The sequence below is a fragment of the Mycobacterium sp. 1164985.4 genome (assembly GCF_001668575.1).
Classification (GTDB): domain Bacteria; phylum Actinomycetota; class Actinomycetes; order Mycobacteriales; family Mycobacteriaceae; genus Mycobacterium.
The window spans coordinates 1-24,444 of the sequence record NZ_LZMD01000085.1 but is presented as its reverse complement, the minus strand read 5'-3'; the positions used below and the strand labels follow the sequence as shown (position 1 = coordinate 24,444).

The following is a 24,444-nucleotide window of genomic DNA, read 5'->3' as shown; positions in this document are numbered from 1 at the left end:
TCCTTTCCGGCTCAGCCCAGGCGGGGCAGTTGGGGGATGGTGGGCACGACGAGCACGGTGGGTCCGTCGGCGTCGAGCGCGGTCTTGAACTCGTCGGCCAGCATGTCGGTGCTGGTGACGTCGACCGCATGGCATCCGAATCCGGTTGCCACCGAGGCGATGTCAAGGCCTGGCAGGTCGAGTCCCGGCACGTGCGGCGTCTTCTCGAGCAGCGCGAACGACTTCAGGATCGCGTACTCACCGTTGCGCAGCACCACGAACACGATCGGCAGCTTGTGCTGCGCGGCCGTCCACAGCGCCTGGATGGAGTACTGGAAGGAACCGTCGCCGATGGTGGCGACGATCGGCCGCTTGACGCCTCGTGCCCGGTCGGCCAGGGCGAGCCCCACCGCGGCGGGCAGACCCCAGCCGATGCCACCGCTACCGGTCGCGAAGAAGCTCGCCGACCGCGTGGTGGGCAACCAGTTGAACAGGTCGGGCATCGTCGACGTCGACTCCATGACGACCACGGCGTCGTCGGGCTTTACGGTGCTGAGCGTCTCGTAGACCGCGTTGGACGTCATCGGAGCCTCAGAAGACCCCTCCGACTGGCGGTTTCGGACCAGCGGTCCCGGCGGCTCGCGGTCGGCGGGCACGCTGATGAGCTCGGTCAGCTGTTGCAGCGCGATGGTGACGTCGCCGATCAGGCTGTCGCCAACCGGGGCGACCCCGCTCAGGTGCGGATCGGAGGTGATCTGCAGGAGCTCACTCCCTTCGGGGAGGTACTCCCCCGCCACATACGGGTAGTAGCGGAACACCTGCGCGCCGATCACGACGACCAGGTCGTGACCGCGGACGGTCCGCTCGACATCCGCGATCGTCATCCCCAGCGGACCCGCGTACAGCGGGTGGTCTTCGGGGAACGAGACCCGGTCGGACAGCGCGCTGCCAAAGACCGGCACCCGCAGCTTCTCGGCGAACGCGATGCCCGCGTCCCAGCCGCCGGCGCGGTCCACTTCCGGACCGAGCAGCAGCATCGGGCGCTCCGCGGCGCTGATCCGCTCGGCGAACTCCGCCAATCGGGCAGGGTCCGGCGCGACGCGCTCGGCGACGCTCCTGACGACGGCGGGTCCCAGCGCAGGCTTGTCCCAGTCGTCGAGGGGGATGGACAGGAACACCGGGCCTTTGGGTGCCTGCATGGCCATCGCGTAGGCCTGCATGAACGCGGCAGGCACGTCTTCGGCGCGCGCCGGCTCATAGGACCACTTCACCCACGGCTTGGGCATCTCGGTCGCTTCGGGATTGTTCAGATACGGGTCGACGAGCGACATCTCGCGGGTCTGCTGTCCGGCGGTGATGATCAGCGGGGTGTTGGCACGGTAGGCCGCCACCAGGCTGCCGATCCCGTTGCCGGTGCCCGCGGCGGTGTGCAGATTCACCAGCGCCGGCTTACCGGTCGTCTGGGCGAACGCGTCGGCCATGGCCACCGCCGACGCCTCCTGCAGCGCCAGCACGTATTCGAAATCGTCCGGAAAGTTCTGCAGGAACGTCTGCTCGGTCGAGCCCGGATTGCCGAAAACTGTTGTGAGCCCGAGCTTACGGAGCAGATCGAAGGTCACCTCGTGGACGGTCTTCTGGTCGGTCATCGGATTACCCCTGTCGTGATGGATTGGTGTGAAAACCATCGCTGACTGGGGCATTCGCGGTCATCGACGCTGCCGGGCATCTACCCGGTGGACTTTTCCGACGTCGCTCTTACCGCTAGCCGGTAGACCTCACCCGATCTTCTTGTGCCCGGGCAGACCGCCGGTCGCCTCGAACACCACGCGCTTGCCGATCTCGACGGCGTGGTCGGCGAACCGTTCGTAGTAGCGGCCGAGCAGCGCGACGTCCACCGCCGAACACACACCGTCCTGCCACTTGTGGTCGATCAGCAGCGTGAACAGGTGCCGGTGCTCGGCATCGACGGCGTCGTCCTCGTCGCGCAGCCGCGCCGCCTCGTCGGGATCACGCGACAGCAGCACCTCCTGCGCCGTCCTCGCGAGCTGTACCGCGCGCGCACCCATCTCGGCGAAGCTCGCGCGCACGTCGGCAGGCAGGGCGCAGTCCGGGTGGCGCAGGCGCGAGATGCCCGCGACGTGGGCCGCCAACGCGCCCATGCGATCGAGGTCGGCGGCGATGTGGATGGAGCCGATGACCATGCGCAGGTCGGTTGCCACGGGCTGCTGCAGTGCGAGGATCCGCAGCGCAGACTCCTCGACCCGCCGGTTCAGCGCGATGATGTGCTCGTGGTCCGCGATGACCTGCTCGGCGAGCGACAGATCGGCGTCCAGCAGGGCCCGCGTGGCATGTTCCAGTGCGGTGATCGCAAGCCCGCACATCTCACCGAGTTGCGCACTCAGTGCGGCCAGTTGCTCCTGGTATGCGGTCCGCATCTGCGACAGTTACCCCAATCGGCGATTCTCAACCAGCCGAGCTGACCGGTTCGATCGGCAGCCATCGCAACGCCGCCGGCGCATGACCGGGCACGACCGGGTTCTGCGGTGGGACGGGCTCCAACCGGCGGTACGGCTGCCCCTGCTCCGGTCGCAGGTCCTGCTCACCCTTGTTCGGCCACAACGACGCGGCCCGCTCGGCCTGGGCGGTAATCGAAAGTGACGGATTGACACCGAGATTCGCCGAGATCGCCGCTCCGTCGTGCACGGAGAGCGTCGGATAGCCGTACACCCGGTGATACGGGTCGATGACGCCGTGTTGCGCGTCGTCGGCGATGGCGGCACCGCCGAGGAAGTGCGCGGTGAGCGGGATGTTGAACAGCTCGCCCCAGGTGCCGCCCGCGACGCCGTCGATCTTCTCGGCGATCCGCCGGGTGACCCGGTTGCCGACCGGGATCCACGCCGGATTGGGCGCCCCGTGGCCCTGTTTGCTCAGGTAGCGCGTGATGCCGAACCGGTTGCGCTTCGTGTAGGTGGTGATCGAATTGTCGAGGTGCTGCATCACCAGCGCGATCAGCGTGCGTTCGCTCCACCGCCGGACGTTGAGCAGGCGGATCGTGCCGCGGGGATCCTTGCGGGCGTTGAGGAACAGCTGTTTCCACCGCGGAACATCCGACCCTTCGGGGCCGTCGCCGTCGGTCATCAATGTCTGCAGCAGACCCATGGCGTTGGAGCCCTTGCCGTAGCGCACGGGCTCGATGTGGGTGTCCGGGGTCGGGTGGATGGACGAGGTGATCGCCACGCCGTGCGTCAGGTTGAGGTCGTCGGTCACCTCGAATCGTCCTGCGCCGACGATTGATTCGGAGTTGGTGCGGGTCAGCACGCCGAGCTTGTCCGACAGGTCGGGCAGCTTGCCCTTGTCACGCATCCTGAACAGCAGCCGCTGCGTGCCGTAGGTGCCGGCCGCCAGCACCACGTGCGACGCGGTGAAGGTGCGCTTGTGCTTGCGCACCTTGCGACCGGTCCGCACGGTGTGCACATCCCACAGCCCGTCCTGGCGCTGCTCGAAGCCGGTGACCGTGGTCATCGGGTGGATCTTGGTCCCGAACTTTTCCGCAAGGTAGAGGTAGTTCTTGATCAGCGTGTTCTTCGCGTTGTGCCGGCAGCCAGTCATGCATTCGCCGACCTCGATGCAGCCTTTGCGTGCCGGTCCGACACCGCCGAAGTACGGGTCCGGCACGGTCTCGCCGGGCGCCTTCGTCCCGTCCGGGCCGAAGAAGACGCCCACCGGCGTCTGCACGAACGTGTCACCGACACCCATCTCGTCGGCAACCTCTTTGACGACGCGGTCGGCATCGGTGAAGGTCGGGTTGGTCACGACGCCGAGCATCCGCTGCGCCTGGTCGTAGTGCGGCATCAACTCTGCGCGCCAGTCCGTGATGTCCTTCCACTGCGGATCGTTGAAGAACGGATCCGGCGGCACGTACAGCGTGTTGGCGTAGTTCAGCGAGCCTCCGCCCACGCCCGCGCCCGCGAGGATCATGACGTTGCGCAGCAGGTGAATTCGCTGTATGCCGTACATGCCGAGCTGCGGAGCCCACAGGAACTTGCGCAGATTCCACGAGGTCTTGGCGAAGTCCTCGTCGGCGAACCGCCTGCCGGCTTCGAGCACGCCGACGCGATAGCCCTTTTCGGTGAGCCGCAGCGCCGTGACGCTCCCGCCGAACCCCGAACCGATCACCAGGACGTCGTAGTCAGGTTCCATCCGTCCAGTATGACGTTACCGAGGGGTAACTATCCATTGCCGGAGGTCAGAGCGCGACGGCGGGTCGTCGACTCAGCTCCCGACCGCCAGGCCGACCTTCTGGAACTCCTTGAGGTCGCAGTAGCCGGCCTTCGCCATCGAGCGGCGCAGCCCGCCGACCAGGTTCAAGGAGCCGAACGGATCGTCGGAGGGGCCAGTCAGGACCTGCTCCAGCGCTGGACGTTCTCCGACCGCGACCTGGAGGAACGCGCCCCGAGGCAGGGACGGGTGGGCAGCGGCAGCCGGCCAGAACCAACCGCCACCCAGCGCTTCGGCCGAGGACGCCAGCGGCGTGCCGAGCACCACCGCGTCCGCACCGCACGCGATGGCCTTGGCCAGGTCACCGGAGGTGTGCATATCGCCGTCGGCGAGGACGTGCACGTAGCGTCCGCCGGTTTCGTCGAGGTACTCCCGCCGAGCCGCGGCCGCGTCGGCGATCGCGGTGGCCATCGGCACGCTGATCCCGAGCACCTCGTCGCTGGTGGTCACGCCGCTGGTCGAGCCGTAGCCGACGATGACACCGGCCGCGCCGGTCCGCATCAGGTGCAGCGCGGTGCGGTGGTCGAGGACGCCGCCTGCGACGACCGGCACGTCGAGTTCGGAGATGAAGGTCTTGAGGTTCAGCGGCTCGCCGTTGGAGGCCACGCGTTCGGCGGAGATGATCGTGCCCTGAATGACCAGCAGGTCGATGCCTGCCGTCAGCAGGGTGGGCGTCAACGCCTGCGCGTTCTGCGGGCTGACCCGCACCGCCGTCGTCACCCCGGCCTCGCGGATCCGCGCGACCGCCGCGCCCAGCAGGTCCGGGTCGAGCGGTGCGGCATGCAATTGCTGCAGCAGCCGGACCGCCGCCGAGGGTTCTGGCTCTTTCTCCGCCGCCTCGACGACCTGGGCGATCTTCGCTTCGACGTCGGCGTGCCTGCCGATCAGGCCTTCGCCGTTGAGCACGGCCAGCCCGCCGAGCCGACCCATCTCGATCGCGAATTCCGGGGATACGAGCGCGTCGGTGGGATGTGCCACGACCGGGATCTCGAACCGGTAGGCGTCGAGTTGCCACGCGGTCGACACATCCTGCGACGAGCGGGTGCGCCGCGACGGGACGATGTTGATGTCGTCGAGTTCGTATGTGCGGCGGGCGGTTCTGCCCATGCCGATCTCAACCATGTCGCGCACGGCCCAGTTCTCCTTAGCGGGTGTAGTAGTTCGGGGCCTCGACGGTCATGGTGATGTCGTGCGGATGGCTTTCCTTGAGCCCGGCCGCGGTGATCTGCACGAACTGCGCCTGCTGTAGCTGTTCGATGGTCGCCGACCCGGTGTAGCCCATTGCGGCGCGCAGTCCGCCGGTGAGTTGGTGGATCACCGTTGCCAGCGGACCCCGGAACGGTACCCGTCCCTCGATGCCCTCGGGCACGAGCTTGTCCTCGCTGAGCACGTCGTCCTGGAAATAGCGGTCCTTGGAGTACGACCCGCGCACCGACCCGGCGGCGCCGCGGCCCTGCATGGCGCCCAGTGATCCCATGCCGCGATAGCTCTTGAACTGCTTGCCGTTCACGAAGATCAGCTCCCCGGGCGACTCCGCGGTGCCCGCCAGCAGCGAGCCCAGCATCGCGGTCGACGCACCCGCCGCCAGCGCCTTGGCGATGTCGCCGGAGTACTGCAGCCCGCCGTCGGCGATCACCGGCACACCATACGGACGACAGGCCGCCACCGCTTCTAAGATCGCGGTGATCTGCGGCGCGCCGACGCCGGCCACTACGCGGGTGGTGCAGATCGAGCCGGGGCCAACCCCGACCTTGACCGCGTCGGCACCGGCCTGCACGAGAGCCGCCGCGGCCGCACGCGTCGCCACGTTTCCGCCGACGACCTCGACCCGGTCGCCGACGGCGGTCTTGACGCGGCTCACCATGTCGAGCACGCCGCGGTTGTGAGCGTGCGCGGTGTCCACGACCAGCACGTCGACGCCCGCGTCCACCAGCGTCATCGCCCGCGTCCACGCATCGTCACCGACACCGACCGCGGCGCCGACCAGCAGCCTGCCGTCCTTGTCCTTGGTGGACAACGGGAACTGTTCGGTCTTGACGAAATCCTTGACGGTGATCAACCCCGTCAGCTTGCCGTGCCCGTCGACGATCGGAAGCTTCTCGATCTTGTTGCGGCGCAACAGTCCCAGCGCCGCTTCGGCCGAGACGCCCTCGCGTGCGGTGATCAGCGGGGCCTTGGTCATCACCTCGGAGACGGGCTTGGACTGGTCCACCTCGAACCGCATGTCGCGGTTGGTGATGATGCCGACCAGCTCGCCGGTGTCGTCGACGACGGGCAGCCCGGAAATCCGGAACCGCGCACACATCGCGTCGACCTCGGCCAGCGTGTTGTCCGGCGAGCAGGTCACCGGATCGGTGACCATCCCGGCCTCGGACCGCTTGACCGTCTCGACCTGGCCGGCCTGCTCGGCCACGGGGAGGTTGCGGTGCAGCACGCCCATACCGCCCGCACGCGCCATGGCGATCGCCATGCGCGACTCCGTGACCGTGTCCATTGCCGAACTCACCAGGGGCACCTTGAGCCGGATTTTCTTGGTCAACTGGCTCGAGGTATCGGCGGTGGCGGGGATCACGTCGGAAGCGGCGGGCAGCAACAGCACGTCGTCGAAGGTCAAGCCGAGCATGGCGACTTTCGTCGGGTCATCCCCGCCGGTCGGCACCGGCACCGCGATGGGGATGCTGCTTTCGGCGATCGACATGGTGGGGGCCTCCAGATACAAAACGCAGCCGAACACAGTCGTCGAGCTAAAGAACCATCCTATCGGCTGCCGGTCGGCATCCCGGCCTCACGTGGCGCGTCGGCGTGACGGCTAGCGCGATCCCCGCCCTGCTGCGTAGGGTGGACTCGTGCGTGACCACCTGCCACCGGGTTTGCCACCGGACCCGTTCGCCGATGACCCGTGCGACCCTTCGGCTGCCCTCGACGCGCTCGAGCCAGGCCAGCCGCTGGACCCACAGGAGCGGACCGCGGTCGAGGCCGATCTCGCCGATCTGGCGGTGTACGAGGCACTTCTTGCACACCGGGGGATCCGCGGTCTGGTCGTGTGCTGCGACGAATGCCAGCAGGACCACTACCACGACTGGGACATGCTGCGCGCCAACCTGTTGCAGCTGCTGGTCGACGGCACGGTGCGCCCGCACGAGCCCGCTTACGATCCCGAACCCGACGCCTACGTGACGTGGGATTACTGCCGGGGCTACGCCGACGCATCGCTCAACGAGGCGACGTCGGAGACCGACGGCTTCCGCTGAACTAGCTCGGTTCCTCCACCGCATCCGGCACGGTCACGGTCGTGGCCGCCGTCTTCGGCGCGGATGGCGGTTGCCTCAGCGTCGGCTCGGCCGGCGGTTGCTCCTCCTGCTCGACCACCGATGGCGGTGACGGGGGCGTCGGAATCTGAACCCGAGTGCTCGGCGTCGGTAGCGGTGCGCTCGCCGACGGTGTCGGTTGCAGCGTCGGTGTCGGCAGTGCGGTCGGTTGCGGGGTGGCGCTCACCGTCGGCAGATCGGCGGTGGGCACCGAGGTCGGCGGTGGGCTGCCCGGCAGGACCGTCGTCGACGGTGGCGGGGACGACGGTGACGGCGTTGCGGACGGCGGCGTCGTGACAGATGGAGGCGTCGTCTCCGACGGCCCGGAAGTTTCCGGCGACGGCGACGTGGTGTCCGACGGCCCGGAGGTTTCCGACGACGTCGTGCCCTCGCCCGGAGTCAGCACGACGACCTCGGGGAAGGTCGGCGGCGGAGCGCCCGGCGGGATGGTCGCCGCGGGATCCTGCGCCTCGACCTTTACCGTCAGATCCTGCCACTGGCTGACCAGCTGTTCCTTGCGCTGCGTGTCGTTCACGGTCGCCACGGTCGTCGTCAGCGTCTGCAGCTTGTCCTGAGCGGCCTGCCACTGGCCCTGGTCGATCAGTTGCTGCACCTCGGCCATCTGCGTCTGCGCCGCGAGGACGACCGCGTCGTCGCGGGTGTCGTGCCGCTCGCCGAAGAGCATGGTGCGCAGGCCGTACAGCGAGTCGCCCGGGCCCGAACCGGCCACCACCGCACCGAAACCGCCGATGCACAACACCGCGGCCGCGGCGGACCCCACGACCGCCAGGGACGTGCGCGTGCGGCGGCGCGATGCCGCGGCCCGGTCAAGCGCCAGCACCGCGTCGCGCGGCGTGACCGTGGCGGTCAGAGGAGCACCACGGATCTCGTCGCGCCAACCGGCGAGCAGCTGGGCGAGTTCCGCCTCGTTCGGATCGGTCGAGTACACCGGCTGCTGTGTGGCCAGCGAATCGAGGAACCGATCGGTGCGGTTGATCTCGTTGAGCGAGGGATCTCCCCCGTTCGCAGTCCAACGTCCGAAGTCAGGCATAGTCACGCCCCGTCGCCACGATCTCGGACTTCAGTTTCGCGAGCGCGCGGTGCTGGGCGACGCGCACGGCGCCCGGCGTGCTGCCGACCGCCTCCGCGGTCTCCTCGGCGCTCATCCCCACGACGACGCGCAAGATCAGGATCTCGCGCTGTTTCTCGGGAAGCACGGCCAGGAGCTTGTTCATCCGCGCCGACGCCTCGGCGTCGAGGGCCATCTGCTCGGGTCCGGCGTCCAGCGAGTATCGCTCCGGCACGACATCGGTCGGGTCGGATCGATTCCTGGCTGCTGCGCGATGCGCGTCAGCAACCTTGTGGGCGGCAATGCCGTACACGAAGGCCAGGAATGGGCGTCCCTGATCCTTGTAACGCGGCAGCGCCGTGATGGCGGCCAAGCAAACCTCCTGGGCAACGTCGTCTGCTGAGAGGCCACTGCGCTCTGTCGCCCCCACCCTCGCCCGGCAATACCGAACAACGATCGGACGGATGGTCTCCAGCACCTCCCGGAGTGCGTCCCGGTTTCCTGCCACAGCCTCAGCAACGACAGCATCGAGACGTTCTCCCGAAAGTGTCATCGTGAGCGATCTCTCCAACGTTACGAACAGGACCGAGCTTGGTAGGTCGGTCAGCTAAACAATAACTTTCACTTCCGCGTGGACCCGGTTACCGCACCGACCACACGCCGCCCCGCCGACGCACTGTATCGGCACAAGCATCGCGCAGCGCCACCATGTCCTGTGCCGGATGCTCGGCGCTGCCGATGTCGGCCAGCAAGCAAGCCAACGCCCATTGCAGCGGAACCATTCCGAAGCGCTGCGTCTCGTCGAGCGCCGCATCGGCCACCGAGCGCGCGCCGGCGAGGTCACCGGCGCTGCACCGGGCGGCGGCCAACACGACCGACGACTTCACTTCGTGACGCACCGAGCGAAACGCCGCGGCCGCCTCGACGGCACGCTCGGCGTGCCCGACCGCGGCCTCCCCTCCTCCGCGCGCCATCGCCAGTTCGGCCGACACCCAGGCCAGCCGCACCCGTAGCCGCGGCACCGGCGAATCCGACATCAGCTCGGCTGCGCGGTCCAGCGCGCGCGCAGCCGCGTCGAACCGCCCCACGCCCAATGCGTCGGCGCCCAGGCCGATCAACGCATCCGCAGCCGCCTCGACATCCGACCCGGCCAGTGCCAACGCCCGTCCGTCCCATCGCCGCGCGCGGGCGTGCCAACCGAGCTGGCGCAGAAACGACGCCTCGGCGCTGTGTGCCAGCGCGCGCTCTCGGCCGCCGCTGCGCACCAGCGCGGCCAGATCAACCCGCGCACTGGCGTACCGCCCCTGCCCGCCAGCCGCGACGGCACGCAGCCACAACTCGTGCGGCGTGGCGCCGGGAGGCAACGGCCAGCGCCCGGGATCGTCACCGAATGCGGCCATTGACAGAACGATTTCTGCGGACATCGAGTGGCGACGGTATCAATTGCCGCTCAACCTTGGTTAACAGTTGGTGGTCGCAATGTTACGTGCGTGTTAGCGGCCTAAATTTGCCAGCGCACGTTCAATTCGCGCGAACTGGAAAAATGCGTTCGGCGGTCGACGACCATCCGTCGGCTTAGCACCGTTCTCGTTGCCTGTGGGTCGCAATGATGAACGTGAGGTAAATTCTGGGCCTGCGGTTATGCCAATAAGCACATGTGCGGGCTATTGACGAGATTTCGCGAGCGCCCATACTTTGTCTCCACGAGTGGTCATCGGCGACTTGAGCTCGAATCGGTTTTGAACTCACTCATCCATTCGTTTCCGAAATGGGTGTGCAGAGAGGGGTTTCCAATGCCACAACCGCAGCAGCTGCCCGGTCCTAACGCAGACATTTGGGATTGGCAGATGGCCGGGCTTTGTCGAGGCGTCGATTCCTCCATGTTCTTTCATCCCGACGGAGAGCGCGGCCGCGCCCGCGCTCAACGCGAGATGCGTGCGAAGGAGATGTGCCGGCGGTGCCCGGTGATCGCCCAGTGCCGCGCGCACGCGCTCGCCGTGGGTGAGCCATACGGCATCTGGGGTGGGCTGTCGGAATCCGAGCGCGAGCTTTTGCTGAAGCGCGGAATCCGGCGGGCCTCCTGAAGGCTGTGTGCGGCTAGCGCTCGGCCAGCTCCCGCAGCACCCGGTCCGTCGTCGCCCAGTCCATGCACTTGTCGGTGACCGATTGCCCGTAGGTCAGCGGATGGGCTTCGGGGGCCTGCGCACCGGCGACGAGGAAGCTCTCGAGCATCACACCGCTGACCGGTAGGCCGGCACGCACCAGCTGCGCCACCTCGGCGGCGACCTGCGCCTGTCGGACGTGATCCTTCCCCGAATTGGCGTGGCTGCAATCGATCACGACGCGACCGGGCAATCCGGCCGCGGTGAGCTTGGCCGCGGTGGCCTGCACGACATCGGCGTCCCAGTTCGGTCCGTTGGTGCCGCCGCGCAGGATCACGTGGCAGTCCTCGTTGCCTGCAGTGTTCACCAGGGCTCCCCGGCCGAGGTCGTCCATGCCGAAGAAGACGTGCGCGGCGGCGGCGGCCTTGACCCCGTCGACGGCGACCTGGATGTTGCCGTCGGTGCCGTTCTTGAACCCGACGGGCATCGACAGACCGGATGCCAGCTGGCGGTGTACCTGGGATTCGGTGGTCCGGGCGCCGATGGCACCCCAAGCGACGGCGTCGGCGATGTACTGCGGGCTGGTCGGCTCGAGGAACTCGCAGCCGACCGGCAACCCGATGTCGACGATGTCGAGCAGCAGGTGACGGGCGGTACGCAGGCCGCGGGCGACGTCGAAGGTGCCGTCCATGCCCGGATCATTGATCAGGCCCTTCCAGCCGATCGTGGTGCGCGGCTTCTCGAAATACACCCGCATCACGATCTTCAGGCGGTCGCTGAGCTCGTCGGCGACCTTGGCCAGCCGGCTGGCGTAGTCCAGCGCAGCGGCCGGGTCGTGCACCGAGCACGGCCCCACGACCACCAGCAGCCGCTCGTCGCGGCCCGCGAGAATCTCGGCGATCTCTTCCCGGTCACGCACGACGCGCTCGGCGCGCCGGGCGCCGAGCGGGAATTCGCTGAGCACCGAGTGCGGGCTGGGAATCTCGCTGAAACCGCGGACCCGCCGGTCAGAGGTGGCGGGCGGAGTGGCGGTCTGCGCAAGGTTCATGTTCTCGGGTGCCTTTCTCGAGTTGCGGCGCCCGGTTCGACCCCGGGCCCTTTAATGACGAAAGGCAGCGACCTGATGGTCACTGCCTGGGCTCCGGGTGGATGCGTGGCTTAGCGCTGCGCTTTATCGGCTCCGCCCGGAGCCTCGATAAAGCGCCAATAGCCGACGCGCACCGCAGAGTTCACGCCGACCAGGTTATACCGGGCTCCGGGCGTTCGCCAAAACGGTCAACGGTTGAGGGCGGCGATTTGGTCGAGAAACGCCCGCGCAGCTCCGGACGCGCTCGCAGATACCGCGACACCGAGGCGACGGACGGTCTCGGGAACCAACGGTCGCACCTCGACTCCTGGCACGTCGGGTAGGCCGGCGACGGGCAGGATGCTCACACCGAGGCCCGCCCGCACAATCTCCAGCGCTGCGACGATCTCACGCGCGTCGAACGCCAAGTCGAACTCGACACCGGCCTTCCGTGCAATGGGCATGAACACGTCGGCGCAGCCGCCCTTGCCGCGGACGAACGGCTCGCTCGCCAAGTCGACGTAGGTGACGGTCTCCTTCGACGCCAGGTCGGAATCGGCAGCCATCACCGCAGCAAGGGTCTGGTCGCCGAGCACCGCAACCTGCATGCCTTTGACGGGCAGGCTGACCACACCGGCTTCGACGGCGCCCTGGTCGAGCCAATCCAAGATTTCTTCCTCGCTCCCCTCGAGCAACCGGATCGCAACTGCCGGGTGGCGGTGCGCGTATGCGCGCAACTGTGGCGCGATGAACGAAGCGGTTGCGGTCGGCAGGCTGGCCAACCTCAACGTGCCTGTGACATCGCCTGTCAGGCCGGCGACCTCCGTGCGCATCAATGTCAACTGCCGCACCGCTTCTCGCGCGTGCGTGAGCGCAACGGAGCCGGCTTCGGTCAACGCGAGACCATCCCGACGGCGGACGAACAGGGGCGCGCCAATCTCGTTCTCCAGTGTGGCGATGGCACGGCTGACGGCCGGTTGAGACAACCCAAGTCGACGGCTCGCGGCCGTGAAGCCGCCCTGTTCGGCCACCGTCACGAAGGTGTTGAGCTGCACCAGAGTCGGCAACTGTCCCCCCTATAACACCCGGGTGATCGCGCTATAACGCAGAAGTTATCAACGCTTGCTTGTTCAAAACGTTCAAGTAATCGTAAGCCTCATCTAGAAGGAGACCCCATGGAAGCGAAAACTCTGCCGTCCGTGTATGCGCCGGAGGACATCGTTTGGCACGGGACCGATCTCGGTCGGGCGTTTTGGATCAGCGACGACCTGGTCGGCGCCCAGTACTCCGAATTGTTCAGCGCGCAACTGACCAAGTTCGGGCCCGCGGGCGGATCGCAGCCGCACCACCACGGCTACAACCACGCCTTTTTCTTTCTGACCGGGACCGCTTGCATGCGGATCGGCGATCAGAGCTGGGACGTCACACCCGGCACCTTCGTCAAGGTGCCGGCGAACGCTGAACACAGTTTGGTCAATACCGGAGCGGAAGATCTTGTGTTCCTGGTGATTTACGACCCGCCACACGTCGCGACCGATTAAATCGTCGGATTCAGGTGACGCGAGTCCAGGGCTGACAGTTCCTCGATTCGAAGGCTTTCACCGAGGAGTTGATGTTCGCGTTCATCGGCCCAACGGACATGTTCGTCGCAACGACGTTGTCCTTATCCGTATCCGGCGTGCCGTAGGTGAACCACACGCACATTGAGTCCTGTGTCGGCGCATCGTTGATCCACACGCCCCAGGTCGACGCCGAACCGGCGGTGTTGTAGACGCCTGGCGCGATGTCGGCTCCGACGATGAAAAATCCGTTGCCGGGGATTGGGTTCAACAGATCGGCGGCGACCGGCAATGCAGTCGCCACCGCAGCCGTGCAGGCGACCAGTCCGGCTGCAGCACGAATCAGACGCGTCAGTGGCATACGTCCTACCACCTCCCGTCAAGTGTTCGCGGACTCAGCCCTCCGTGTAGCGGTAAGTGCCGACGGTGCAGACGTCAATTCTGTTGCGAACCAACTCATCACCGTCGTCGAACACTGCCTTGAAGTCATACAGGCAGGCACCAGACCCGTCATCGATGTTGACGTTGACCGACTGGCCGACCGGTAGCACGCTCTCACCGAGGATGTCTTCCTCCCAAGTGTCGCGACCGATATTCGACGCGTAGAAGTGCACGATCGCGTGCTGTGTTTCATTGATGATTTGCACATGGCGGTCTTGTGCGGTTGCCGGGCCAGCTGCCAATCCGACCAAGGCGGCAGCTGCCAGCATGATGCTGATCGTGAGCTTCCTCATCATCGTCTTCACTGGAGTCCCCCTCTCGGGCGGGGTGCGACGCTGAGACCATCCCGGCTCGACAGCCGCAGGTTGCGGCTATGTCCCCGCTTGGTGAACATAAACCCGTTACAGGGACGATGGCGCGTTTCCGACGATTCAGCGAAGCATTGCGCGCGACTCGGCGAAACGGACATTGGTGCAAGCTCGAGTCGCTCATCCGCGAACGAGGACGAACCATGCAAGGCCGCCGTTCAACTTTTCACGAAAGCGGTTGTGAATGAATCTCATTGGAATTGATCCCATACACCTTCACAGCTGCCGACTTACCCTTGACTTCGTAAAGTCCCCGCTCGATGAGCCCAAGCGGCGGACACGTCAAAGCGTCGAACGATTGCTGCGTCAACAAAATTGCGTCACCGGTGGCCTTGGTGAGCTGCTCGACGCGAGCCGCCACATTCACGGTGTCACCGATCAGTGTGAATTCGAGCTTGCCGCCGCCACCGATCGTCCCCGCGATCACCGTCCCGGTGTTGATACCCACACCAATGCGAAGTGTGTCGCCGAACCGTTCGGCGACTAGACGATGAATCAGCATCGCGGCGGTCACCGCAGCGTCGGCATGCCCGGCCAGTCCGTTGGGTGCCCCGAACACCGCCAGAGCTCCGTCGCCGAGAAACTTGTTCACGTGCCCACCGGCATCAACGACGGCCGGCACGACGATCTCGAACAACGCATTGAGATGCGCAACGGTGTCCTCGGCGCTGTTCGCCTCAGCGAACCTCGTGAAGTCGCGGACGTCGACGAACATCACTGTCACCTCACGCCGCTCACCGCTGAAGACATCACTCCCTTGCTCGAGTAGGCGCGCGGCCAAGGAGGGATCGACGTACGTCCCGAATGCGGCCTGCAATCTCCGACGTTCAGTCAGGCCAGCCTGCATCCGGTTGAAGGAGGCCGCGAGCGCGCCGAGATCATCATCTTGCACTACTGGGAGGCGTTGGCTGAGATCACCGGCAGCGACACGTTCAGTTCCCGCAGCGAGGTCGCGAAGAGGTTGCAGGAGAGGCGAATACGCGGCCCAAAGCGATGGACCGATGAGGAACACGAGTACACCACCAATCACCATTGCGAGCGCTGGGCCATGCCTGGCCACGTCGAGAACGGCTCCCAGAATTGCGCCCGCGACGGCAAAGGCGAAGCCCACCGCAAGCATCGCTACGTTGGTCCATGTAGCGAACTCCGGGTGAGACCGAGGCAGGGAATCGGCGATATCCGTATGCGGGGCAATCGCGGCCCTGGCGGGTCGCAGCGTGGCTTCGACGTAACTGTGCACCGTGATCAGCTGGCCGGCCGTGCCGACGACAGCGCCCAGGATCGCGTACTGGATGAGCCGCGATTCGCTCGCTCCGGCAATGATTCCGATACCGACGAAGAGAGCCGCGATCCAACCGAGGGTGACAACTACGCTCTTCGTAATCACTCTCCGCCCATAGCTGTATGTCGCTCGCAGTGCGCGTTCGGGATCGATATCTTCACCGGCGGCCCACCGCTCAATGAGGCGGGCATCTCGCCCGCCGGGACCCACCACCACACAGAGGTACGCGAGCACGGCAATCACCGTCACCACGGTCGCCTCCGTGTACCGATCAGAATCCTCGAAGGCGACAATGCCCAATGACCACGCGAGATACACCGGTAGCGCCAAGGGAAGCGTGAGCACCCAGCACGCCCACGAATACCTCGATTTGTACCGGTCCCAAACCGATTGCCAGATGCGATCCATACCGATAACGGAACACCCCCGCCGACGAACAGGGGGGCGTTTCTTCGGCTAAGTTTCGGTGATCAACAGAGTCTGTCGGCCGAGGGCCACGGTGTCGACGTGAGAACCCCGGCAATCGGATGGGCGCGAATTAGCTTCGTGCGATGACAAACGGCGACATGTCGAAGTATTCCCGCCAGGCGTGGATGAGGCCTCCATGGGACCACGAAAGCTTCCGCCACAGGCGTGGCGATCTCCTTACCGATGAGCGTGAAGTGGTCCGTGCGTTCGTGCAGCGGCCTTGCCGAGTGCAGGCTTCATCGGGTCTGGATGCCACTCGGAATCGTCGGCGAAGAAGCCCATCAGCTCGTCGGCATCGGCTCGTTTCCAAGCTGCCAAAAATCGATCGATTGTGCCTGCAGCGCCATCCGTCACTTCACCCACATCGCACAGATTAGAAGCCGAGCGGCTTGCGGACGGGTCACTTTCATGACCGCGGTCTCGGCGGTGTTCGGAGGTAAGTCGTCAACCAGTCGGGGTGCTGAGTCCCAGGCAGAAGACTCTCACCTCTGCGGACTTGCCCTTGACGGCATGCAATCCCCGATCGACGAGTCGCGGCGGTCGCGAAACCAGGCTGGCAACTGTTCGATCCGTAAGCAGGATCGTGTCTGCAGTGGCCTTGGTCAGCTGCTCGACCCGGGCTGCGACGTTGACGGTGTCGCCGATCAACGTGAACTCGAGTTTCGTTCCGCCGCCGATGGTTCCCGCGATCACAGTGCCGGTGTTGATTCCGATGCCGATCCGAACCTCCCCGCCAAACCGCTCGGCGACGAGACGTTGGATCAACACTGCCGCCTCCAGAGCCGCATCGGCGTGAGACACAAGGTCGTTCGGCGCACCGAACACGGCCAGCGCGCCGTCGCCGAGGAACTTGTTGACATGTCCACCGGCATCAACGACCGCGGGCACCACGATCCCGAACAACGCGTTGAGGCGGCCCACAACCTCCTCTGCGGGTCTGGCCTCCGCGAACGGCGTGAAATCGCGAATGTCGACGAACATCACCGTCACCTCGCGACGCTCGCCGGTGAAGACGTCATCGCCCTGCTCAAGCAGTCGCGCGGCCAGGGTCGGGTCCACGTAGGTGCCGAATGCAGCGTGAAGCCGTTGCCGCTCGGCCAAACCCGCTTGCATGCGATTGAACGATGCAGCCAGCGCGCCCAGATCGTCATCCTGAACCACCGGCAGACGTTGGGTGTAGTGACCGGCCGCAATGCGCTCGGTTCCCCGGGCGAGATCGCGAACTGGCTGCAAAGACGGCGCAAACGCCGAGCCAACGGTGATCGGCACCGCGAAGCCGATCGTCATTGCACACCCGATAGCCACTGCCATCGCGGGCAGTTCGGATACGTTTCCCAACACCGCTGCTAAGACCGCGCCGGCAATGGCGAAGATGAACGCCACCGCGAGCATCGACACGCTCGACCACGTGGCAAAGGTCGGCCGAGAACGCGGCAGCGAGTCACCTGCCCCGCTTTCATCGGCGATAGCCGCCCTCGGCGGCCGCATCGATCCTTCTACGACGCTATGGACGCCGATCAGCTGGACCAGAGCACCAAGGACGAATCCGAGAATCCCGTACTGGACGAGTCGGGACGCCGGTGCGTCGTTGAATGCGCCGATGACGACCAGCAGCACGGCGGCCCAGATCGGGTTTGCTACCAACGCGCGGACGATGGTTCTCCGTGCCCACGTGTAACTGGCTGTGAGAGCAACCATCCGATCGACGTCTTGGCCGGCGGCCCACTTTTCCAGGTAACGACTATCGCCCATGCCCGGAAGGATCAATATGTAGAGCAGCACCAGGACCGCAACCAGGGTGACTGCGCCCCCTTGTGCGTATCGATCGGAATGCTCGAATGCAACCACGATGAATGACGCGAACAGCCAGATTGGCAACAGGAGAGGCAACGAAATCGCGCACATTAGCCATGTGTACTGCGGCGCGAAGCGATCCCACGCCCACTGCCAAATTCGGTCCATGGCGGGAGACTAAACGTCGCAGCGCGTGAGCTGCTGCGAATCGTTGGGCCCCGGGCCATGTCGAATTTAGGTGCTGCTAGCAGTGGGGCAGCCACGAACCGTTGCGCATCACCTGCTGAACCCGTAGATCTTCGTCCAGTACAACACAATTGGCATCCAAGCCGACGCGCAGGCAGCCGACATGCTTGAGCTTCAACGCGCAGGCCGGGGTGGTCGCCGTCATCCGTACCGCCTTGGCCAGCGCCTCATCCGAGCCGCCGAGTTGACCCACCGCTGTCCGGAAAAGCTGATCCATGGTCGTCGTGCTGCCGGCGATCGTCGACATCCCGCGCACACGCGCGACACGTTCGGCGACCTCCACTTCGACTGCGCCGATTCGAAACGAGCCGTCCGGCAGTCCAGCTGCCGCCATTGCGTCGGTGATCAGCGCGACGCGACCGGGGCCGACCATCTCGATGACCCGCCGCACGAGCGCGGGATGAAGGTGCACGCCGTCCGCAATGACCTCCACCGTGATCCGCGGGTCCTCCAGTAGCGCCAACGCCGGACCCGGGTCGCGATGGTGTAGTGGCCGCATCGCGTTGAACACATGGGTACCGACGGTCGCGCCCGATTCGATCGCTCGCTGCGCGTCGTCGTAGCTGGCATCTGTATGGCCGATGGCGACGACCACATCCGCGTCCGCAAAGCGGTTGATGGCTTCCCGACTGCCCGGCAGTTCTGGCGCCAGCGTAACCATTCGGATTGTGCCGTCCGCGGCCGTGAGAAGAGCGTCGATCTCGGCGGGATCTGGGTCCCTCATCAGTGTTGCGTCGTGTGCACCGCAGCGCACCGCACTCAGCCAGGGGCCTTCCAGGTGCACGCCGGCGACCGTTTCTTGCCGAGCCATCTCGGCGAGCACGCGCACGTGGCGCAAGAGGTCCTCCGGTGAGGCGGTGACCAGGCTGGCCACCGTCGTGGTGGTGCCGTGGCGCAGGTGGAACTCGGCTGCCTGTTCGATCTTTGAGCTGATGCCGTCGGCGTAGGACGCACCGCCGCCCCCGTGCACGTGCATGTCGACGAACCCGGGCACCACTACGTGGTCCGGGAAGTCGTGGTCGGGCGGTCGCGGTGCGGGGCCGGGCGCGCAGTCGATGATTCGACCGGCAGAGGTAGCCAACCAGCCCGGCTTGCAGACCCGGTCTTCCAGGACGATGGTCCCCGCCGCGATGAGCGTCACCGCATCTCCGTGACCCTGTGCAGCCCGCGCCGTGTCCGCCGTCATTGTTTCAACGTGTTGAGGTCCTCTGCCGCGCCGTCGGCCTTCTCAGGCCAGCGCCCGCCGTTTTCCCAGAAGTGCCGGATCTCCTCGAGCTGGCGGCCCTTGGTCTCCGGCGCGAATCGATAGACGAAAACCAGCGCGGCCAGCGCGAAGACGCCGAACAGCGCAAATGTCCCCCCACCGCCCAGCGAATTGAGCATCGTCAGGAAGAAGGCGGCGATGATGGCATTGGCCACCAGATCGGAGGTGAGCATCGCACTCGAACCCATAGACCGAAGCCGAGTGGGGAAGCTCTCACCGGCGTAAACCCAGACCAACGCGCCGAAGCCGAAGGTGAACCCGATCGTGAAAAGCAGCACGCCGAGGAATCCGATCGTGGTGAGCGCACCACCGAACTCCGTGCCGGCCACGAAGACGCCGATGAGCACGGCGTTGGCGGCCACCATCATTGCGATACCGCCCAGCAGGATCGGTCGTCGACCTACTCGATCGACCAGCATCAGTGAGACGAACACCGCTGCCAAAGCAGCCACCTGGATCAGCGCTGGGAGTATCAGCAGTGCGAAGTTTCCTTCGAAACCCATGGCCTCGAACAGTCGGGGGCTGTAATAGACGATCGCGTTGATGCCGGTGATCTGGATGAAGAAACCGAGCACCACCACGAAAGCCGTGGCGCGAATGTAGGGCCGCCGGAGCATCTCGCGCACCGCGCCCCCGGTCTCCTCCTTGAGTGCGCGGCTGATCTCGGCGAGTTCGACCTCGACATCGGCGCTCGCCTCGACACGCCGCAGCGTTTGGCGGGCTTCGTCGACCCGGCCCTTGAGCATGTACCACCGGGCGGTGTCCGGCATCCACAGGAGCAGCAGCGTGACGAGCACCGCGGGTATCGCGGCCAGGCCGAGCATCCACCGCCAGCTGCCCGAGCCGGCCAGGAAGTACGCGGCCAAATAGCCGATGATGATGCCGACGACCGTGGCCACCTGATAGGCGACCAGTAGCGAACCGCGAATCTTCGCCGGTGCCGATTCGGCGACGAACACCGGCACGACCACCACCGACACGCCGATGGTGAGACCCAGCAGAAAGCGCGACACCAGCAGCATGGGCACCGATACCGATAGCGCGCTGAGAAGCGCAAAGGCTGCGTACGCAACGGCGACGAGCACCATCGACTTCTTGCGTCCAATGGCGTTGGCGAGCATCCCGCCGCCCACCGCCCCGGCGATCTGGCCGATGACTATCGCTGTGGTCACCAATTCCTGCTGCCGGGTGGTCAGCCCGAACTCGTCGGTGATGAACAGAAGCGCGCCGGCGATGTTGGAGAGGTCGTAGCCGTAGATGATGCCGACACTGGCGGCCGCGATGGCCACCAGCGGTCCCAGGCGGGGGGACCGACGGATAGCGGTGTTGCCCACGTTGATCCTTTCGCCGGTGGCGAAAGTCTAAGGATATGGCCGGAGTGGCACTGCCAGACGCGCCCCCGAGTTGCTCGACGCGATCAGCCACGCTGACCGCTTATCGGAAATGCCGCTACGTCCGTTCGGTCTGCGTGGGTTCGTCGACCAGTCCTAGCCGCTGGCGGACGACTTGTCGGGCCAGGTCCAGAACTGCTGGGTCGTCGTGCAGTACAAATCTGGCATCGGCGGCTAGGAGCGACGCGTGTAGTTCGAATGCGAGCCGGTCGGGGTCGTCGGAGGGGGGAAGTTCGTGCTGCTCAATCGCGGTGACCGCAATATCTCGAAGCATCGCCACGAAGCTGTCCTGGAAGGCGGCGATCCGTTCCTTGACGGGACCTGGACGGGTGCCCATCTCCAGCGCAGTGGCAGCGAAGAAGCAGCCGCCGGGGAATACCCGCCGCTGCAGGTAGCCAAAGAACGCTTCGCATACCGCTACCAGTTGGGCCAGGCCGGGGTGAGCACCTAACGCGGGCTGTATGACCTCCGCGTCGAGAATCCGCTCCGCTTCCTCCACGGTGGCCAACTGCAGTTGCTGTTTGCTGCCGAAGTGGGCGTAGAGGCCGCTCTTGCTGATGCCAGTCGCGGCGGCCAAGTTCCCGATGGAAAGCCCCTCCAGGCCGTCGACGGTGGCTAGCGACGCGGCGGTACGCAGGATCGCGCTGCGGGTTCGTTCGCCGTCGGCGCGCGGCGCTCGTCGTGCACGGATCGTTTCAGTCGCCATATTGACAACATAGCACGATCGGTCGTACTCTTCTCAGTTAGCACGACCGATCGTGCCATCTACTCAAATAGGAGCTCATCATGTACGCGACCACCACCGTTAATGGCCTCGACGTCAGCCAGATATCGGCGACGATGGACGCCGTTGCCGCCGACCCTGCGTTAGGACGGTTTCAATTCCGTGCCAGCCACGAGTGGATCGACGGCAGCTACAGCCGCACGACGATCAAGGACTTCTACGGCGTCGGCCAAGAAGACGCCTCCCGCACGGCGACGTTCACTGTGGATGCCGACGAGCCGCCGGTCCTGCTCGGTCAGAACCGGGCGCCCAATGCCAGCGAATATGTTCTCCACGCCCTTGCGGCATGTCTCACCGGCACAATCGTCTTCCACGCCGCCGCCCGCGGCATAGCACTGGCGGGGCTAGAAGCCACGATCCAAGGGGACCTGGACGCGCAGGGCATCCTCGGGCTCAACGACAGTGTACGCCCTGGGTATGAGCAGATCCGGGCCACGATAAAGGTCACCGGCGACTTCGATGACAATCAGCTCGCCGAGATCGCCAGCCTCACTCGCTACTCGCCCGTCCGCGACTTGATCGCCAATCCAGTCCCCGTCGCCATCGACGTAGCCCGAGCCTGAGTGACCCGCACGCTGTCCGCGTCTGGGTGTCAAAGATATCCCGACCAGAACGCCTCGGGCACCGTCCGCAAAACGGCCCAACAAGAGATGATCAGTCGCTACTGCAGCGATCTGCAGAGACGAAAAAACCCCCCGCCGTAGCGGGTGGTCCCTCGTTCGCATCAGTGATGGTGGTGGCCGTGTCCGTGGCCGTCTCTACCCCGTTCCTCCGCGTTGTCGACCACCGCAGTCTCGGTGGTGCCGACTGTCATCCTCAACGAGCCATCCCAGGGGCGAGTCCAAAAAGCTGCACGGCGGCTGACTTACCTTTAAGCGCATGTGGTCCGCGGTCTCTCAGTCCGGGCGGTCGTGAAGTCAGAGCGTTGACGCACTGCTCGGTGAGCAGAATCGCGTCACCGGTGGTCTTGGTGAGCTGCTCGACGCGGGCAGCGACGTTGACGGCGTCGCCGATCAACGTGAATTCCAGCTTGCTTGCCCCACCGATGGTGCCCGCAATGACTGTGCCGGTGTTGATTCCGATGCCGATCCGAAGCGCTCCCTCGAATCGCTCGCCGACGAGACGCTGAATCAACACCGCGGTACTGACCGCGGCATCGGCATGACCTGCAACGTCGTTAGGAGCGCCGAACACGGCCAGTGCGCCGTCGCCGAGGAACTTGTTCACATGCCCGCCGGCGTCGACCACGGCTGGCACCACGATCTCGAACAACGCGTTGAGCCGGGCGACGACGTCCTCGGCGGGGTTGGCCTCCGCAAAGGGCGTGAAGTCGCGGATGTCGACGAACATCACCGTCACCTCGCGGCGCTCACCGGTAAACACGTCGTCACCCTGCTCGAGGAGACGGCCGGCAAGCGCTGGGTCGACGTAGGTGCCGAAGGCGGCCTGGAGTCGTTGCCGCTCAACCAGTCCCGTCTGCATGCGATTGAACGACGCCGCGAGCGCTCCCAAGTCATCGTCTTGGACCACGGGCAGGTGCTGCGTGTAATCACCGACGGCGACCCGTTCAGTTCCGCCGGCGAGGTCGCGAATCGGCCGCAAAGACGGTAGAACGACGCCGCTGACGGTGATCGGCCAGTAGAGACCGATTGCCACGCAACCGATTAAGACGAGAAGCGCCGGAGATTTTGCGGCAGAATCCCACACGATGCCCAGCGTCGCGCCGATGACTGTAGAAGCGAACAGAGAGCCCAGCATCGCGACGTTGAGCCACGCCGCGAAGGTCGGATGTGAGCGGGGCAGCTGGTCACCGATTACGGTATCGGCGGCAAGTGCGGCTCGAATCGGACGCATCGCTCCCTGCACAGAGGTGTGCATGCCGAGCAGCGCCATGGCGATGCCCAATGCGGCACCCAGGATTGCGTACTGGGCCAGCCGCCATCCCGTCGCTCCCGCCACCGCGCCGACGGAAACCGTGATCAGTGCGGTCCAAACAGGCAGGAAGCAGATCGCTCGGACGCTCGCAGCTCGGCTCCAGGCGTACGTGTCTGTCAGAGCCTGCGTGCGGTCAACTTCGCGACCGGCCGCCCACTGATGCGCCCGACGAAACATCCGGCTGGCGGGAAGTATCGACACCGACGCATTCACCAGAACGGCGATTGCTGTGACCACCGCCGCCGCGACATAGCGATCCGAGTCCTCGAAAGCGACGAGAAGCTGCGACCACAGGATGTAGGTCACCAGCATCGAGGCCAACGTGACTCCCCATATCGCCCACGAATACCTTGGTCCATACCGGTCCCATGCCCACTGCCAGATGCGGTCCATGTCAGAACAAAACACCCCCGGCCTGGTGACCGGGGGTGTTTCGAACTACTGATCAGTGATGGTGGTGGCCGTGTCCGTGGCCGTGGCCGTCATCCTCGGGTTCCTCCGGCTTGTCGACGACCGCGGTCTCGGTGGTGAGCACCATGCGGGCCACCGACGCCGCGTTCAACACCGCCGAACGCGTCACCTTGACCGGATCGACGACACCGTCGGCCGCCAGGTCACCGAAGGTCAGGGTCGCGGCGTTGAAGCCATGTCCCGCAGGCGACTCCGTCACCTTGTTCACCACGACCGCGCCGTCCAGGCCGGCGTTGGTGGCGATCCAGTACAGCGGAGACCCGAGCGCCGCCGAGAACAGCTCGACGCCGAGGCGCTCGTCACCGGACACGCTGTCGCGCAACTTGTCCAGCGCACCGCGCGTCTGGACCAGCGCCGCACCGCCACCGGCGATCACGCCCTCCTCGACGGCCGCCTTGGCCGCCGCCACTGCGTCCTCGACGGCTTCCTTGCGCTTCTTCAGGTCGGTCTCGGTCGCGGCACCCACCTGGATCACGGCGACACCGCCGGCCAGCTTGGCCAAGCGCTCCTCGAGCTTCTCGCGGTCCCATTCGGAGTCGGAGACCTCGATCTCGGCCCGCAGCTGCGCGAGGTGGGCCTCGAGGTGCTCGGCACCGCCCGGCGCGTTGCGGTCAACAAGGACAGCACCACGATCGTCGA

General features: G+C 65.8%; 24 protein-coding genes. 4 read left to right on the top strand and 20 right to left on the bottom strand.

Annotated features, from left to right (window positions below):
- Positions 1–11: 11 nt before the first annotated feature.
- The 5 genes from mdlC to guaB all read right to left on the bottom strand — a co-directional run bounded on the left by mdlC (position 12) and on the right by guaB (position 6,955).
- On the bottom strand, positions 12–1,625 hold the full coding sequence (gene mdlC / locus A5650_RS18700) for a benzoylformate decarboxylase (protein WP_067295430.1): 1,614 nt from the start codon (positions 1,623–1,625) through the stop codon (positions 12–14).
- Between the two features lie 129 nt (positions 1,626–1,754).
- Positions 1,755–2,414, bottom strand: coding sequence for a phosphate signaling complex protein PhoU (gene phoU / locus A5650_RS18695; RefSeq protein ID WP_067294757.1), 660 nt, complete (start codon positions 2,412–2,414; stop codon positions 1,755–1,757).
- 28 nt (positions 2,415–2,442) lie between these two features.
- The gene (locus A5650_RS18690) at positions 2,443–4,179 is read right to left on the bottom strand and encodes a GMC oxidoreductase (protein ID WP_067294754.1); all 1,737 of its coding nucleotides are present in this window, start codon (positions 4,177–4,179) and stop codon (positions 2,443–2,445) included.
- Between the two features lie 72 nt (positions 4,180–4,251).
- Positions 4,252–5,379, bottom strand: a complete 1,128-nt coding sequence (locus tag A5650_RS18685; protein ID WP_156744205.1) for a GuaB3 family IMP dehydrogenase-related protein — start codon at positions 5,377–5,379, stop codon at positions 4,252–4,254.
- A 22-nt stretch (positions 5,380–5,401) separates the two neighbouring features.
- Positions 5,402–6,955 (bottom strand): IMP dehydrogenase, encoded by a 1,554-nt coding sequence (guaB, locus tag A5650_RS18680; RefSeq protein WP_067295427.1) that lies wholly within the window; start codon positions 6,953–6,955, stop codon positions 5,402–5,404.
- Positions 6,956–7,103: 148 nt separating this feature from the next.
- Here guaB and A5650_RS18675 point away from each other — a divergent pair, with 148 nt between their 5' ends.
- Complete coding sequence (locus tag A5650_RS18675) at positions 7,104–7,508, top strand: DUF5319 domain-containing protein (protein ID WP_067294747.1); 405 nt, start codon at positions 7,104–7,106, stop codon at positions 7,506–7,508.
- 1 nt (position 7,509) lies between these two features.
- On the opposite strand, the gene A5650_RS18670 is transcribed toward A5650_RS18675, so the two are convergent.
- From A5650_RS18670 to A5650_RS18660, 3 genes are all read right to left on the bottom strand, one after another.
- Positions 7,510–8,616: an anti-sigma-D factor RsdA gene (locus A5650_RS18670; RefSeq protein ID WP_067294744.1), complete on the bottom strand. Its 1,107-nt coding sequence runs from the start codon at positions 8,614–8,616 to the stop codon at positions 7,510–7,512.
- Complete coding sequence (locus tag A5650_RS18665) at positions 8,609–9,187, bottom strand: sigma-70 family RNA polymerase sigma factor (RefSeq protein ID WP_067295424.1); 579 nt, start codon at positions 9,185–9,187, stop codon at positions 8,609–8,611. Before A5650_RS18665 ends, A5650_RS18670 begins: the two co-directional genes overlap by 8 nt.
- Positions 9,188–9,275: 88 nt before the next feature.
- On the bottom strand, positions 9,276–10,058 hold the full coding sequence (locus tag A5650_RS18660; protein ID WP_067294741.1) for a hypothetical protein: 783 nt from the start codon (positions 10,056–10,058) through the stop codon (positions 9,276–9,278).
- Positions 10,059–10,427: 369 nt separating this feature from the next.
- Here A5650_RS18660 and A5650_RS18655 point away from each other — a divergent pair, with 369 nt between their 5' ends.
- The gene (locus A5650_RS18655; protein WP_067091257.1) at positions 10,428–10,718 is read left to right on the top strand and encodes a WhiB family transcriptional regulator; all 291 of its coding nucleotides are present in this window, start codon (positions 10,428–10,430) and stop codon (positions 10,716–10,718) included.
- A gap of 13 nt (positions 10,719–10,731) precedes the next feature.
- Here A5650_RS18655 and A5650_RS18650 read toward each other — a convergent pair whose 3' ends face one another.
- A complete protein-coding gene (locus A5650_RS18650) occupies positions 10,732–11,784 on the bottom strand; it encodes a 3-deoxy-7-phosphoheptulonate synthase (protein ID WP_067294737.1) in 1,053 nt (350 codons plus the stop codon).
- A gap of 227 nt (positions 11,785–12,011) precedes the next feature.
- On the bottom strand, positions 12,012–12,869 hold the full coding sequence (locus tag A5650_RS18645) for a LysR family transcriptional regulator (protein ID WP_067294732.1): 858 nt from the start codon (positions 12,867–12,869) through the stop codon (positions 12,012–12,014).
- Between the two features lie 108 nt (positions 12,870–12,977).
- Between A5650_RS18645 and A5650_RS18640 the strand changes: the two genes are divergently transcribed.
- Positions 12,978–13,343, top strand: a complete 366-nt coding sequence (locus A5650_RS18640) for a cupin domain-containing protein (RefSeq protein WP_067294729.1) — start codon at positions 12,978–12,980, stop codon at positions 13,341–13,343.
- Positions 13,344–13,353: 10 nt separating this feature from the next.
- Here A5650_RS18640 and A5650_RS18635 read toward each other — a convergent pair whose 3' ends face one another.
- The 8 genes from A5650_RS18635 to A5650_RS18605 all read right to left on the bottom strand — a co-directional run bounded on the left by A5650_RS18635 (position 13,354) and on the right by A5650_RS18605 (position 21,321).
- Positions 13,354–13,722 carry an Rv1352/Rv1906c domain-containing protein gene (locus A5650_RS18635; RefSeq protein WP_067294725.1) on the bottom strand — a complete coding sequence of 123 codons (369 nt, stop codon included), beginning with the start codon at positions 13,720–13,722 and terminating at the stop codon, positions 13,354–13,356.
- 34 nt (positions 13,723–13,756) lie between these two features.
- On the bottom strand, positions 13,757–14,098 hold the full coding sequence (locus A5650_RS18630) for a hypothetical protein (RefSeq protein ID WP_067295421.1): 342 nt from the start codon (positions 14,096–14,098) through the stop codon (positions 13,757–13,759).
- 238 nt (positions 14,099–14,336) lie between these two features.
- Positions 14,337–15,860, bottom strand: a complete 1,524-nt coding sequence (locus A5650_RS18625; RefSeq protein ID WP_067294721.1) for an adenylate/guanylate cyclase domain-containing protein — start codon at positions 15,858–15,860, stop codon at positions 14,337–14,339.
- 237 nt (positions 15,861–16,097) lie between these two features.
- A complete protein-coding gene (locus tag A5650_RS26930) occupies positions 16,098–16,283 on the bottom strand; it encodes a nuclear transport factor 2 family protein (protein WP_197501919.1) in 186 nt (61 codons plus the stop codon).
- An 81-nt stretch (positions 16,284–16,364) separates the two neighbouring features.
- Positions 16,365–17,882, bottom strand: coding sequence for an adenylate/guanylate cyclase domain-containing protein (locus tag A5650_RS18620; protein ID WP_067294717.1), 1,518 nt, complete (start codon positions 17,880–17,882; stop codon positions 16,365–16,367).
- A gap of 76 nt (positions 17,883–17,958) precedes the next feature.
- Positions 17,959–19,101 carry an N-acetylglucosamine-6-phosphate deacetylase gene (gene nagA, locus A5650_RS18615; RefSeq protein ID WP_067295418.1) on the bottom strand — a complete coding sequence of 381 codons (1,143 nt, stop codon included), beginning with the start codon at positions 19,099–19,101 and terminating at the stop codon, positions 17,959–17,961.
- A gap of 41 nt (positions 19,102–19,142) precedes the next feature.
- On the bottom strand, positions 19,143–20,543 hold the full coding sequence (locus tag A5650_RS18610; protein WP_067295415.1) for a sugar porter family MFS transporter: 1,401 nt from the start codon (positions 20,541–20,543) through the stop codon (positions 19,143–19,145).
- 130 nt (positions 20,544–20,673) lie between these two features.
- On the bottom strand, positions 20,674–21,321 hold the full coding sequence (locus tag A5650_RS18605) for a TetR/AcrR family transcriptional regulator (protein ID WP_067294714.1): 648 nt from the start codon (positions 21,319–21,321) through the stop codon (positions 20,674–20,676).
- Positions 21,322–21,401: 80 nt separating this feature from the next.
- Between A5650_RS18605 and A5650_RS18600 the strand changes: the two genes are divergently transcribed.
- Positions 21,402–21,962: an OsmC family protein gene (locus A5650_RS18600; RefSeq protein ID WP_067294709.1), complete on the top strand. Its 561-nt coding sequence runs from the start codon at positions 21,402–21,404 to the stop codon at positions 21,960–21,962.
- A 253-nt stretch (positions 21,963–22,215) separates the two neighbouring features.
- Here A5650_RS18600 and A5650_RS18595 read toward each other — a convergent pair whose 3' ends face one another.
- Both A5650_RS18595 and A5650_RS18590 read right to left on the bottom strand, forming a co-directional pair.
- Positions 22,216–23,727 (bottom strand): adenylate/guanylate cyclase domain-containing protein, encoded by a 1,512-nt coding sequence (locus A5650_RS18595; RefSeq protein ID WP_067294706.1) that lies wholly within the window; start codon positions 23,725–23,727, stop codon positions 22,216–22,218.
- Between the two features lie 52 nt (positions 23,728–23,779).
- Positions 23,780–24,444: TCP-1/cpn60 chaperonin family protein (locus A5650_RS18590; RefSeq protein WP_286150386.1), on the bottom strand; the 665-nt coding region annotated here is incomplete at its 5' end.